We start from the raw sequence: 13653 nt of genomic DNA on the forward strand, positions 1-13653 counted from the left end.
TTGGATGCATCGTGACCCAATCGGGCCCGGCAAGGGCCCAACCTGCGGCACTATCAGTGCGAGGCGGCGCGCGCCGGGCCGCGGCCGCCCGGAAGCGCTCGATCGTCCGGCCGAGCTCCCGGAAAATGGTATCAACGATCTCGAACGAGATACAACAGTTCAGTGCTTTGCAATGAATGCAAGCACCGTATCATTGAAGGCTTGGGGGTTCTCAACCTCCATCTGATGAGATGCCGCCGGAATCGTTGCACGTTCGACGCTCGGCAGGCAGCGCTCCAGCATGTCGTCGACAAGATGGAACACCTTAGGGCTGAGCTCCCCGTCGACGAGCAATGTTGGCGCCTTCACCTTCTGCACGTCCTCGCATGTGGTGGGCGGAAAGAGGTCTCGCGATGCGGCTTCGCCTTTCAGTTCTTGAACATTGTCCATGACGCGCTTCAGAACGGCAGGTGGGATTTTCTCGTACGAACCATCGCCCAACACGCCGTTCACAAATCGACGCACTCCTTCTTCGTCATTCCCCTGCTTGAATGCTTCGCTCGTAGCGATTGATCTCGTGATAGCGGCGCTGAGAAGAGCATTTCCTTCAGGAGTCGTTTTCAGTAACGGCCATACGGGCGGTTCGCCCAGCGTCAGACTGCGAATGACCTCCGGGTGATCTCGTGCGACCAGGAACGCAATGAACGCCCCATACGAATGACCAACGAGATGAACCGGGGGTAGATTAAGTGCCTTGATGAATGCAGCCAGGTCTCTTGCATGTAGGGTGACGGAAAAATCCGTTGCATCTTTGGGCCATTCATTTGGATAGTGGTACCGACGACTGTACGAGATCAGTCGATATCCCTTCGAGAATGCCTCGAGCTGTCCATCCCACGTGCGGTAATCCTCCAGTGTGCCGTGCACCAACACCACTGGAGTTCCTTGCCCGAGCTCAATGTAATGGAGTGTGAGGCCATCAATTCCCACCTCTTTTGTTTTCATCTCCGAAGAGGACGCGCCTTTCTGCTGCGCGAACGACGGACTCGCGACGAAGAACATGGCTGCTACCGATATGAGGACGATGTGTTTCAAGAGGAGCGTTCTCGGTTGCATATGACTCTCCTGGTGTTGTGGGACCTTTCTGCTTCGGTTTCACTTACTAAGCTGTAGTCTAATCCGCGATTCTCGGCGGTAAGGTGGGACTCTAGGAGACGGATTACGCCCTATGAATCCGGTGGTTCGGGGTTCGAGTCCCCGTGGCCTATACGCGCGACGCGGCCAGGGTGGCCGATCCGGCGGGTCTGGTGGGCAGGGCGCCACATCGGCAAGGGGCAATGAGGTGCGCCCGCCGCTACTTATACTACCAGTTCAAACACACGCAGGGGGTGCACAAAACGTCACACCGCGCGCGAGGATCGCCTCGCGAGCGATTGCGCAGCTGACGGCTGGTCGACATCTGCTTCGGGTCAAGATGCGAAGAACTCAGAGTGAGCAAAGTCAGTCCGCTCTACCCCAGCAAGCGGACCTCAATGAAAGGTGTCGCCACTTCGCTGATGGGCCAGCAGCGGACATTGATCAGAGACGAAAACCCAACTTCACCAACGTCGTTGGAGGGGGCGGACTTCAGTATGCCGGAGCGCAAGCGTGAACTAGCCCACATTGGGTAGACCCGCGCGCGTGCTAAACTGCACTGTGCGCACCAACTAACTTCGGTTCGACAAGAACTGGACGTTTCGCGGGGTAGGCCATGGACAAAAATCGTCGAAACGCACTTTCCACGGAATACGGCGAGGTCTGCAGCAACTTTCGGACGCTGACCGACATCCGGTTCAAGTTGCTGGGTCTGCTGCCGATCGCGACCGCCATAGCCATTGCGCTCAAAGTCGACCACATTGATGGCCGGAGCTTTGTGTTCTCGTTGTTTGGCCTGATCGCAACGATCGGGCTCGTGACCTACAATACGAGAAATGACGAGCTGTATGATGAACTCGTGAGACGTGCCGCATACATTGAACGAAGCCTTGGTCTCGCGGATGGAGCATTTGCCAACCGCCCGCGCCCGTCGCTCAGTTTTCGTCTTTTCGGTATCCCATGGAAAGTCGACCACCGAATAGGTGTCGGCACGATTTACCTTGCGTCCATCGCTGTTTGGCTTTTCCTGGTCTTGGCGTCGTTGTCGGCTTGGCTGGCTCCGGAGGACTCGGTATTGGCCACGCTGGCTGCTTTTGGGCTCGCAGTCATTGCGACCTGGTGGGCGAGGACGTGGATCAAGGGTAAGAAGGACGAGGTCGAGAGGGAAAAGAGATCCTTGGCCATTGAGGCCGTTCAAAAGGCGTTCTCAACCGATCTGTCGCGAGGCGCGGCCGACGGGGGGCTGATAGATTTGTGCGTCAAGCTCGCGGACGAGAAGGAGCGCGAAATCATCGCCAAACGGGCTCAGTTCTATGCCGGAATCGATCGCGACTCCTCAATCTACTACCCGCCGGGCGTCTCAAAGGAACAGGCTGCATGTCACTTGGTGGCGCTACTCACGGATTTGCCACCGCGGTGGCTGTTCGATTGCGCCACAAATCGAAGAGGAGACATGCCAGAGAAAAGTCCCGTATTGTTCCCGCCCCACGCTGACGAGCTAAGGTGATAGCGCATTGATTTTCCGCTTCGGGTCAAAATGCGAAGAACTCGGAGTGAGCAAAGTCGGTCCGATCTACCCAACCAAGCGGACCTCAATGAAAGGTGTCGCCCCTTCGCTGACGGGCCAGCAGCAGAAAAGGCGCAGCGTGGGGCTCAGTTCTCGCAGCCGAGCCACGGCCCTGTGTGCTTGCTCCGGGCGACCGGCCATTGCGTTGCTTGCGGCGGCGATACGTAATCCAGGTCGATAGTCGGGACTGCACTGCAATGCCATCGCCGCCCATGATGCCGCTTCGGCATAGCGGTCCAAAAAGAAATGCGCGTACGCGGTCCCGGCTCGCATCCCCATCAGCCACGGGTCAAGCGGGCTCAGGCGAATGGCACGAGCAAACCGTTCGATTGCGGATTCCGGCTCGCCGAGCCAGATCTTTACCCAGCCGCCGAAATGCCATGCCTCAGCCAAATTGGAATTGAGCGCGAGCGCGCGATCGACCAAGCCGGCGCCCACCCCGACATCCCCAACAACGAACGCTAAGGCGTTTCCGCCAGCGCAGAGCGCGATCGCGTCATCCTTGCCCAACTCAACTGCCCGTTGGGTGAGCTTCTTCACTTCGGCAATCGCGTTCGCCGTGTCTGGAATCCAGCCATTGATCCTGGCGGAGAGGTAGCAAGAGGCCGCACGACCGTAGGCAGTGGCAAATTCCGGGTCGAGCTCGATCGCGCGATTGAAGAGGCGCAACGCCTCGTCGTTTGCCTGCCGGTTACCAAACTGATGAAGCCGGGCCAGACCGCGCAAATAGAGGGCATAGGCGTCGAGACTCGCCGTCGGCTTGCGCTTGGCGCGCTCGATCTCAGCTTTTTCCACCGCAGGTGCGATCGCCCCGACAACGCTCTCGGTCACCTGGTCCTGCAAATCGAAGATGTCGCCGAGCTCGCCATCGAACCGATCGGCCCAAATATGTGCTCCAGTAGCGGCATCGACGAGTTGTCCCGTAATGCGCACTCGGTTTGCCGCCTTGCGAACGCTGCCTTCCAACACGTAGCGCACCCCAAGCTCGCGCCCCACCTGCTTCACGTCGACGGCCCGCGCCTTGTATGTGAAGCTGGAATTTCGGGCGATGACAAATGGCGCCTTGAAACGGGACAGCGCCGTGATGATGTCCTCGGCCATGCCATCGGCGAAGTATTCCTGTTCGACATCGCCAGACATATTCTGGAATGGAAGCACTGCAATGGAAGGCCTGTCCGGCAGCGGAGGCGGACTCCCGGCCTCGGCAGCAAAAACTGGCGCAGCCTCTCGCGTTTCAGTCGGCGCATCGACCTCAAAGGCCCTGACTGGCTCCTGAATGTTCTTTACATGTTGAACGCCAAGATCCGTACCTGGGTCTGTGACCAAGGCTCGCGCGGGCATTTCTTCCTCGATGATCTCGCCAACAAATCGGAGGCCTCTGCGTGAAACCGTTCGGATCAGGCGTTGCTCTTTGCCGGTATCCCCGATTGCCTTGCGCACGGCATTGACGTGGCTGGTCAGCGTGGATTCGGACACGATCCGTCCCTCCCACACCGCCTTCAGAAGATCGTCCCTTGTCATGACCTGTTCCCGGTTCTGTACCAGGAAGAGCAGCAGATCGAACACCTTCGGTCCAATGGGGATGAGTTCGGAGCCTCGCCTGAGCTCGCGCCGGTTAGCATCGAGGCAATAATCTTCGAACAGAAACGGCACTTCTGATCCTTCTTGGACAAGAAGCCAAGGAAAACTCAATCGCAATTCAGGCCGACTGCAAGGTTTTTTCCGCTCGAAACAGTAACACGTTTTTTCACCTTTCGGGAACAAGCCCGGTTCGAGAAACGGTTGGCCCGACCCGCACGCGACGCGCACTGAGCTTCGCAATCAAAGCAACAAATCTGGCCGCTCCGGACCACGGCATTTCTCCCGCCACCTGCATCGCCTCTCCAATGCGAGGATACGTTCATGAACAACCATGTCTTGCGCGATTCTCTGAAGGACGCGTCAGTTGCGCCTGAGGCGTGCCAAGTCACTGCCACGCGTCTCCTGGCGGCACACACCGGCTCGCCAACCATGATCCGGCCGACCATGGGTGGTCTTTCGCCGAAGGTGCTGAGCCGCGCCATCGAACGCCTGCGTCCGGACAACGATGCGGACGTCTCCCTCGCCGCGCTCGCCTCGGATGCCGGTCTGTCGCGCTTCCATTTCTGCCGCGCTTTCAAGAAAAGCACCGGGCTGTCGCCGCATGCCTGGCTGCGTCAGCGCCGGCTCGATGAGGCCAAAAACATGCTGCGCGACACCGATGCGTCGGTCATCTCGGTCGCAGTCGCGCTTGGCTATTCTTCCCAGACCGCGTTCGCCGCTGCCTTCAGGAAACTGACCGGCGAGACCCCGAGCAATTGGAGACGGCGTGCACGTTGACAGCATCGCCCATGCGGGGAATAGCATCGTTGCGAGCATCCCGGATGCAGGCGGGCAAGAAGGTCCCATGACTGCCATGGGGCCAGAAGCGGACATTCCCGTTCGTGGCCTGAGTGTGCTAGCCTGAGGCGCCATGCCCACACCTGCCGAAGCAGTAAGAACCTACATCCTGGCCAAGGACGGCAACCGACCGTTCTTGATGAGGCAGGCGTTCGCTGAAGACGTTGCACTCGAAATGGTGGTCAAGACCGACGCCATTTCGTTCCCCAAAACGGCTTCCGGCTTGAACGCCGTGGAAGCAATTCTGGTGCGTCGTTTTGGTGTCGAATACGAGAACATCTACACGTTCTGCCTATCCCAGCCTTCCGAGACCGACCGAGCGGGCTTTCAGTGCCATTGGTTGGTGGGGATGTCCGCTAAGGCCAGCGGGCAATCGCTGCGAGTTGGATGCGGGCGTTACGACTGGCATTTCAATGACCACGGAAAAGTGGTGAGGCTCGTGATCACCATTGAAGTCATGAAAGTCTTGTCGGGCGCCGAACTCGATGGCGTGATGCGCTGGCTATCTTCGCTTCCCTATCCGTGGTGCAGCCCGTCTCAGGCTCTCCTGTCATTTCCTCCGCAGAACGACCTGCGCGAGGTTGAAGCCTACTTGAAGCAGGTTCAGTAATCTTCGCGGTCGAACTACCATTGGCCAATGGGGCCGGCGTCCCGAAGTTGAAGCTCGCCGCGCGTCGCCTTCGGGTCAATCGCGTCACTATGGCCGCGTGCCGCTCCCTTCCGGTCTGCCCCTGTGAACGGAAATCGCCAGACTGCGCGGGCATGTCACCCGCGGGCCATAACCGGAGCTGTTCACTCGATGACCTTGTCGGCACTGGCCGAGAGTGCAGGAGAGACGGAAAGGCCCAGCTGCCTGGCCGTCTTCAAGTTGATGGACAGATCGAATTTGGTCACTTGGTAGAATGGAATATCGCCAGCTTTTGCTCCGCGGAAAATTGCGTCGATGTTGTTGGCAGCGCGCTTATACAATTCGACTAGATCAAAGGAGTAGGCCATTAGGCCCCCGGCTTCGACGGATTCGGTGAACGCGAAAATCGCCGGAAGTCTCGCGTCGGTCAGCAACTTGGCGATCAAAGCGCTGTTTTGAAAAGTTTCAGGGGAGTCGACCACCATGACTGCATTTGCGCCTTCGCCGGAAAGGCTCTCTACCGCTGCCCGCCAGTCATTTTCTTGAGCACCAACATCCAGTAGCGACACCGCGATAGGTAGGCCAGCCTCCTGGGCCGCTGCGGGGATAGGCGAACCCTTGACGAGCCCGCTGTATTGGATGTGAAGCGCGAGCAAGCCAAGTTTTGATATTGAAGGAAAGATTTCGCGCAGCAGTGCAATCCGCTTTCCATGAATTGATGGACCGGCGTCGATGCTGGCTCCCGTAAAATTTCCGCCCGGGCGAGCTAGACTTTCAGCAATCCCCAGTCGAACGGGGTCGGCAGTTATCGTTACGATCGGAATACGCGACGTCAGTTTTTTGAAGATGAGTGCGCCAGGACCACCGAGGAGAATGACGTCCGGGTTGCTGCTAACGATTTCCGTCGCCAAGGCCTCGAGGCCGGACGTGTTTTGCTCTCGTCCATAACTTTCGACTTTGAGGTTTTGTCCCTCGATCTGTCCCAACCGTCGCAACTCGGCGAAGAGGGCTCGAGGATACCTTTTCCCGCTAAGCTCGTGCCAGTCCGCGCTCGGCTCTGACGGGACGAAGATAGCAAGACGCTTCTTCTTGGCGCTCTCCGCCGCCGCAGCCAGCCGCGGCAATGCTAGCGCACCACAAACGGCACCGAAAAAAGCACGCCGCCTCATGTTCGCCCCCTAGCTAGAGTCTAGGTCAACGCATCTTAACGTCTAAAAGGCCATACTGAAAATCAAAGGTGGCTCTGCGATGTCCGGGTTGGGTCAAGAGCGTCGGTTTGGCGCTCAGGGGCAAACTTCCGCTCTGCCGCCATCACCCGACATAGCTGCACCGCGTCAACGGAAGCGATGGGGCACGAGTGGAAGTGCCTAGCCGCTCCATATCGGCCGCCGTCGGTCATCTCTGAACGAACAGCTTACTTTTTGCTCGTCTCCGGCTATTCTTGGTGTCGTTCCGCGATGAGCGCGCGGCGTTGTTGCAGGCGAGCGCTCAGAGGCGCTGAAGCCGACCGGGAACCCTGGCGAGCGAGTCTGGATTCCCGCGATAATTGGGGTAAGGTTACACTGCCTGCGTAGAAAAATTGCAACAACATCCGGGAGGAAGTGATGCTCGACACCACGCTTAGTGCGCGCGTCCAGGTTTTCCTCGACGAGTTTGAAGCTGCGCTTGCGGCCGGCGATCTCGACGCCGCCGTAGGAATGTTCGCTCCGGAATGCTACTGGCGCGACCTTGTTGCCTTCACCTGGAACATCAAGACCATGGAAGGCCGCGATCAGGTCCGCGACATGCTCGCGCACTGCCTCGCGCATGTGAAGCCGCGCAACTGGAAAATCGCCGAGGGTGAAACGCCAACCGAGGCCGGCGGCGTGACCGAATCCTGGATCACGTTCGAGACCGAGGTCGCGCGCGGATATGGACTCATCCGCCTGCAGAATGGTCAGATCTGGACGCTCTTGACGACCATGGCCGAACTGAAGGCCCATGAGGAAAAGGCTGGCTTCAGCCGACCGCTCGGCGCCAGGCACGGCGTCAATCCCGGCGCCAAGACCTGGAAGGAACTGCGTGACGAGGAAGCCGAGCAACTCGGCTTCAAGACCCAGCCCTACGCGCTTGTCATCGGCGGCGGACAGGGCGGCATTGCGCTCGGGGCGCGGCTGCGCCAACTCGGCGTGCCGACGATCATCGTCGAAAAGAACGCACGCGCCGGCGATTCCTGGCGCAACCGCTACAAGTCGCTCTGCCTGCACGACCCCGTCTGGTACGATCACTTGCCCTACATCGATTTCCCCAAGAACTGGCCTGTGTTCTCGCCCAAGGACAAGATCGGCGATTGGTTGGAAATGTACACCAAGGTCATGGAGCTGAACTATTGGACGAACACCGTGGCCAAACGCGCAAGTTGGGACGACACCAGGAAGGAATGGGCCGTCATCGTCGAACGCGATGGCAAGGAGATTACTCTGCGGCCCAGGCAGCTTGTGTTCGCGACCGGCATGTCGGCCAAGCCCAACATGCCGAAAATCAAAGGCATGGACTCGTTTAAGGGCGAGCAACACCATTCCTCACGCCATCCCGGCTCCGGCGGCTACAAAGGCAAGAAGGTGGTGGTGATCGGCTCGAACAATTCGGCCCATGACATCTGCGCTGCGCTGTACGAGGCCGGCGTCGACGTAACGATGGTGCAGCGCTCAACGACCCACATTGTGCGCTCGGATTCGCTGATGGAGAGTATCGGCGATCTCTATTCCGAGCGCGCCGTCCGCGGCGGAATGACGACGGCAAAGGCCGATCTGATCTTCGCTTCACTGCCCTACCGGATATTGAATCAGTTTCAGAAGCCGGTCTACGACAAGATCCGCCAGGATGACGCCGCTTTCTATGCCGGACTGGAGAAGGCCGGGTTCAGGCTCGACTTCGGTGACGACGATTCCGGGCTATTCATGAAATATCTGCGCCGCGGCTCGGGCTATTACATCGACGTCGGCGCCTCACAGCTTATCATTGATGGAAAAATCAAACTGTTCGCTGGACAGGTCGAGGAAATCACGCCCAACGGCGTCAAGCTCGACAACGGCAAGGAATTGCCAGCGGACGTGATCGTCTATGCCACCGGCTACAACTCGATGAACGGTTTTGTCGCCGATCTCGTGAGTTCGGAAATGGCCGACAAAGTCGGCAAGGTCTGGGGCCTCGGCTCGAATACGACAAAGGACCCCGGCCCATGGGAAGGTGAGCAGCGCAACATGTGGAAGCCGACGCAGCAGGAAGGCCTATGGTTCCACGGCGGCAACCTGCATCAGTCGCGACATTACTCGCAATTCCTTTCCCTGCAGTTGAAGGCGCGCTACGAGAGCATCCCGACGCCGGTCTACGGCCTGCAGACTGTCCATCACAAGGCCTGAAATCGCCGAGTGCGCAGCGGGGCTCGCGGATTGCGAGCCCCATGCTATTTCCGGGCCTCGATCGAATTCCCCTCGCCAGTGGAATTGGCCAGCCGCCGGCGTTAGATGGCCGCCTCGGTCTGCGCGTCGAAAACATGAAGCCTGGAAGGCCGCATGGCAACGCGCAGCTTGTCGCCCACCCTCACCCTCGCGGTCGGCTCGACGCTCGCCACCATGATACTCTCGCCGACCTTCATATCGAGCAGGATTTCCGAGCCGAGTTGCTCGACCACCTCAATCACAGCGTCAAAGCATGGGTGGCCGAGATCAAAGCTACCCGCCACGGTGAGGTCCTCCGGCCGCACGCCGAGCATGACCTTGCGTCCGGCACAACCGCGCAGCCGCTGCGCGGTCTCGTCCGGCAGCTTGATGCGGAGGCCGGAGTTCTCGGCAATCAGCGATCCGTTCGCCTCGGTCACCGTAACGGCCGCGAAATTCATGGCTGGGGAGCCGATGAAGCCGGCGACGAACTTGTTGGAGGGATGATTGTAGAGTTCGAGCGGCTCCCCCACTTGCTGCACCACGCCGTCTTTCATGACGACGACCCGGTCGCCCAGCGTCATAGCCTCGACCTGATCGTGAGTAACGTAAATGGCTGTGGTCCCGAGACGCAGATGCAGCTTCTTCAGCTCAACGCGCATCTGCACCCGCAGCTTGGCATCGAGATTCGACAGCGGCTCGTCGAACAGGAACACGCGGGGGTGGCGCACGATAGCACGGCCTAACGCCACGCGCTGGCGCTGGCCGCCTGAGAGCTGGCGTGGCCTGCGCGTGAGCAATTCGCCGATGCCGAGGATGTCGGCCGCCTCCAGTACGCGCTTGTCAATCTCGGGTTTCTCGAATTTGCGCATCTTCAGGCCGAACGCCATGTTGTCGTACACGGTCATGTGCGGGTACAGCGCGTAATTCTGGAACACCATGGCGATGTCACGGTCCATCGGTGCCAATTCATTGACCACGTTGCCGTCGATGGAGATATCGCCGGAACTGATCGCTTCGAGCCCGGCGATCATCCTGAGCGTCGTCGTCTTGCCACAGCCGGAGGGGCCGACGAACACCATGAATTCCTTGTCGCGGATCTGCAGATTGACGTCTTTGACAGCGTGCACGTTGTCAAAGAACTTGTTGATCCCCTTGAGGACGACCTGGCCCATTCGCTTCCACCTGCCTCCAGCGGATTATGCGCTGTCGCTATGCGCGCTTTCGAATCCCTGCGATCCGCGGTGCTGTCAGCCCTTCACTGATCCGGTCAATCCCGCGACGTAGTGCTCGACGAAGAACGAATAGGCGATAGCAACCGGTATCGATCCAAGCAGGGCCCCAGCCATCAGCGGCCCCCAGTAGAATACATCGCCGCGGATCAGCTCCGACGTGACGCCGACCGGCACGGTCTTCTGCTCAGGCGAGGACAGGAAGACGAGCGCGTAGATGAACTCATTCCACGACAGCGTGAAAGCGAAGATGCCGGCCGAGAGGATGCCCGGGATCGCCACTGGGATGACGATGTAGAGCATCGCTTGCCAGCGCGAGGCGCCGTCAATGCGTGCGCATTCCTCGAGCTCCTTCGGTACCGCCTTGAAGTAGCCCATCATGATCCAGGTGCAGAATGGAATCAGAAAGGTCGGATAGGTCAGGATCAGTGACCAAGGCGTGTCGCCCAGCCGATAGTTCCGTATGATCTCTGCCAGCGGAATGAACAGCAGCGTCTGAGGCACCAGATAGGTAATGAAGATGGCGGTGCCCAGGCTGCCGGCAAATGGAAAGTTCAGCCGCGACAGAGCATAGCCGGCGAACACGCCGCAGACGAGCGAGATGGCGGTTGATGCGAGCGCGATGAACGTCGTGTTCCACAGCCACGATGCGAACAGCGTCTCCTCGAACAGGTACCTGACATGGTCCCAGGTCGGTTTCCAGGTCCAAAACGGATTGTAGTTGCTCGAATTCCAGGGGCGGTAAAGCTCGCCGTCCGGCCGCACCGAAGTGATCACCATCCAGTAAAACGGGAACAGCAGGAAAAGCAGGAACAACGTCATAGGGACGTAGAAGAACACCCACTTTCGCCACCTTGCGCCTTCGATCATGGCTCAGCGGACCTCCACGCGGCGGATGTAGAGAAGCTGGAGGACGACGATCAGAAACAGGACCGGAAACATTGCGAGCGAGATGGCGGCGCCCTCGCTCAGGAGGCCTGTGCCGACGCCGATCTGATAGGCGTAGGTGGCGAACAGGTGCGTTGCGTTGGCCGGCCCGCCGCCCGTCATCACATAGACAATCTGGAAGTCGGCGAACGTCTGGATCACAGAGAACAGCATCACGACCATGGTCACGGGCAACAGCAGCGGCCAGGTGATGTGCCAGAACCGCTGCCACGGCTTGGCGCCGTCGATGGCGGCGGCCTCGTTGAGTTCGGGACTGATGGTCTGCAGGCCGGCGAGCAGGCTGATGGCGAAGAACGGCACCCCGCGCCAGATGTTGACGATGATAATCGAGATCATGGCGAGGTCGGGATCGCCCAGCCAATTGATCCGACCGGTGATCAAGCCGAGATGGTAGAGGAGCCAATTGAGAACGCTGAACGTCGGGTCGAACATCCACTTCCAGGCGAAAGTCGAGAGTACGGTCGGAATAATGAACGGCAGCAGGATGAAAGCACGGGTAAAAGCCTTGCCGCGGAAATTACGGTTGAGCAGCATCGCCAGCCACAGCCCTAGCGCCAGCTTGAAGACGGTGGTCACGCCCGTATAGAGGAAGGTATTGTAGACGGCGGTGCGAAAGATCCCGTCGTTGAAGATCTTGTAGAAATTGGCGAGGCCGACGAAGTCGCCGGGAATACCGACGCGCGAGCTGGTGACCGACAGCAATATCCCTCGCATGAAGGGATAGGCGATGAACAGGCCGAGCAGCACGATGGTCGGCACCAGCAGCACGAACGCCAGCCAGCGCTCGTCCTCAAGCAAACGGTGCCGCCGGGGAGGGGGCGCCTCGCGGAGCGTGGTGTCGGAAACCGCGCTTATCGCCATGTTCGATCCTCGTCGGCCGGAAGATTCCGCCGCCCCTCGAAACATGGGAGGGGGGCGGCTTATCCTCAGACGTAGACCTTCCTGAGCTCAGCCTCTGCCCATTTCACGGCATCCTCGGGGGGCATGCCTTGGACAGCCTTTGCGTACATATCGACGATGACGTACTTGGTCACGACTTCGGCTGCCCTGCGCGTAGAGGGTCCCTCGTAGCCGGCGAAGCGCCCTGTGCGCGCGGCTTGCTTGTAGGGCAGCATGATCGGGTCGTCGCCCCACAGCTTGTGCTTTTCCCAATCCGTGGTCGGGCCGACCGAGAAGCCCTTCTGGGAGACGAACCATTTGTCGTAGACGTCCTTGGAGTGAATCCAGCCAAGGAATTTCTTCGCCGCATCCTGGTTCTTCGAATAACCCATCAGGAGGTTCGAGAACGGGACGTGATAGCTGAATTGCCCGCCGGGGCCCTTGGGCAGCGCGGCATGCAGGATGTCGTCCTTCAGCGGCTCGCCGGCCTCCGTCTTGTAGGTATCCGGCTTGCGCAGGGTCTCGATGTAGATCGAGGCGCCATTGAGCGTGGCGCTGCATGTCCCGGACAGAAAAGCGCGGTTGTTGTTGGAATCGTCCCAGGCGAGCCCGCCTTCATCGTGGGCGTCCTTCCAGAAGGCCACCATGAATTTAACCGACTCGACGGTAGCCGGGCTATTCAGCGCAATCGTCTTGCCGTCTGCCTCGACCTCCTTGCCGCCCCAGGACCACAGGTAGGGGTAGGCGAAGGCGGGCGCATCGCCGAAGGTGTGACCCAGCGTTTGGCCGATTGGCCGTCCCTTTGCCTTCAGCTTCTTGCCGGCCTCGCGATACTCCTCCCACGTCTGGGGGAATTTTCCGTCCGTGTATCCGATCTCGGCAAACCAGGACTTTCGGTACGCGATCTGCAAGCCGACGATCGACCACGGCACTGCGATCCACTTCTTGCCGTCATTGGCGACAGCGCGGGATGTTTCGTAGAAGCCGCCCTGGCTCTTGCCGAGTGCTTCCGCGATGTCGCTGACGTCTACGACGCTTTCGCCGTAAAGTTGCCCCCAATTATTGAGGACGCAGACGATGTCGGGGCCGGACCCGGACTGGATCGCCGAGGTGACGCGGGCCTGGATGTCGTTGGCGTTGATGGTCTCGATATTGAGCTTTATGCCGAGCGCTTTCTCGCACTCCTTGGCGATTTCGTTGCGCAGCAGCTGATCTGACGCCGGGACGAAGTCGGTCCAGCGCAGCCAGTGCACCGTGGCGGCTTGCGCATAGGCGGGTGCCCTACCAACCGCCAGGATGCCGGCCATGCCGCCTGCAAGCGCGGTACCGCCCTTGAGGACGTTACGTCGGGTTACTGTCGTCATGCATCCCTCCCTCGATGTGTCCGAGTTGATGCCCTACGGCCAGTCTTGCGCCGGCTTGGAGTCCCTTTCAGTCTATTGCGCCTCC

General features: G+C 59.5%; 10 protein-coding genes and 1 pseudogene. 4 read left to right on the top strand and 7 right to left on the bottom strand.

Annotated elements, in window-relative coordinates; all coding sequences use genetic code 11:
• Window positions 1-159: 159 nt before the first annotated feature.
• Window positions 160-1074: an alpha/beta fold hydrolase gene (locus tag AB7008_RS04240; protein WP_441258492.1), complete on the bottom strand. Its 915-nt coding sequence runs from the start codon at window positions 1072-1074 to the stop codon at window positions 160-162.
• 655 nt (window positions 1075-1729) lie between these two features.
• Between AB7008_RS04240 and AB7008_RS04245 the strand changes: the two genes are divergently transcribed.
• On the top strand, window positions 1730-2620 hold the full coding sequence (locus AB7008_RS04245; protein WP_441258493.1) for a hypothetical protein: 891 nt from the start codon (window positions 1730-1732) through the stop codon (window positions 2618-2620).
• 66 nt (window positions 2621-2686) lie between these two features.
• Here AB7008_RS04245 and AB7008_RS04250 read toward each other — a convergent pair whose 3' ends face one another.
• The gene (locus AB7008_RS04250; protein WP_441258494.1) at window positions 2687-4333 is read right to left on the bottom strand and encodes a winged helix-turn-helix domain-containing tetratricopeptide repeat protein; all 1647 of its coding nucleotides are present in this window, start codon (window positions 4331-4333) and stop codon (window positions 2687-2689) included.
• Window positions 4334-4648: 315 nt separating this feature from the next.
• Between AB7008_RS04250 and AB7008_RS04255 the strand changes: the two are divergent.
• Together AB7008_RS04255 and AB7008_RS04260 are read left to right on the top strand one after the other, a co-directional pair.
• Window positions 4649-5038 (top strand): annotated as a pseudogene (locus AB7008_RS04255) (helix-turn-helix transcriptional regulator); the annotation flags it as partial.
• A 133-nt stretch (window positions 5039-5171) separates the two neighbouring features.
• The gene (locus AB7008_RS04260; protein ID WP_441258495.1) at window positions 5172-5708 is read left to right on the top strand and encodes a hypothetical protein; all 537 of its coding nucleotides are present in this window, start codon (window positions 5172-5174) and stop codon (window positions 5706-5708) included.
• Window positions 5709-5890: 182 nt separating this feature from the next.
• On the opposite strand, the gene AB7008_RS04265 is transcribed toward AB7008_RS04260, so the two are convergent.
• Window positions 5891-6895 carry an ABC transporter substrate-binding protein gene (locus tag AB7008_RS04265; protein ID WP_441258496.1) on the bottom strand — a complete coding sequence of 335 codons (1005 nt, stop codon included), beginning with the start codon at window positions 6893-6895 and terminating at the stop codon, window positions 5891-5893.
• A gap of 435 nt (window positions 6896-7330) precedes the next feature.
• On the opposite strand from AB7008_RS04265, the gene AB7008_RS04270 reads away from it, so the two are divergent.
• Entirely contained in the window at window positions 7331-9127 is a 1797-nt protein-coding gene (locus AB7008_RS04270; RefSeq protein WP_441258497.1) for a flavin-containing monooxygenase, read from the top strand.
• Between the two features lie 101 nt (window positions 9128-9228).
• Here AB7008_RS04270 and AB7008_RS04275 read toward each other — a convergent pair whose 3' ends face one another.
• The 4 genes from AB7008_RS04275 to AB7008_RS04290 form a co-directional block, all read right to left on the bottom strand.
• Window positions 9229-10320, bottom strand: coding sequence for an ABC transporter ATP-binding protein (locus AB7008_RS04275; protein ID WP_028160598.1), 1092 nt, complete (start codon window positions 10318-10320; stop codon window positions 9229-9231).
• Window positions 10321-10395: 75 nt separating this feature from the next.
• Window positions 10396-11247, bottom strand: coding sequence for a carbohydrate ABC transporter permease (locus AB7008_RS04280; RefSeq protein ID WP_028147670.1), 852 nt, complete (start codon window positions 11245-11247; stop codon window positions 10396-10398).
• 3 nt (window positions 11248-11250) lie between these two features.
• A complete protein-coding gene (locus tag AB7008_RS04285; protein WP_248881235.1) occupies window positions 11251-12186 on the bottom strand; it encodes a carbohydrate ABC transporter permease in 936 nt (311 codons plus the stop codon).
• A 65-nt stretch (window positions 12187-12251) separates the two neighbouring features.
• Window positions 12252-13568 carry an ABC transporter substrate-binding protein gene (locus AB7008_RS04290; RefSeq protein WP_248881236.1) on the bottom strand — a complete coding sequence of 439 codons (1317 nt, stop codon included), beginning with the start codon at window positions 13566-13568 and terminating at the stop codon, window positions 12252-12254.
• Window positions 13569-13653: the final 85 nt, after the last annotated feature.

This window comes from Bradyrhizobium sp. 521_C7_N1_3 (assembly GCF_052075975.1).
GTDB classification, from domain to species: domain Bacteria; phylum Pseudomonadota; class Alphaproteobacteria; order Rhizobiales; family Xanthobacteraceae; genus Bradyrhizobium; species Bradyrhizobium japonicum.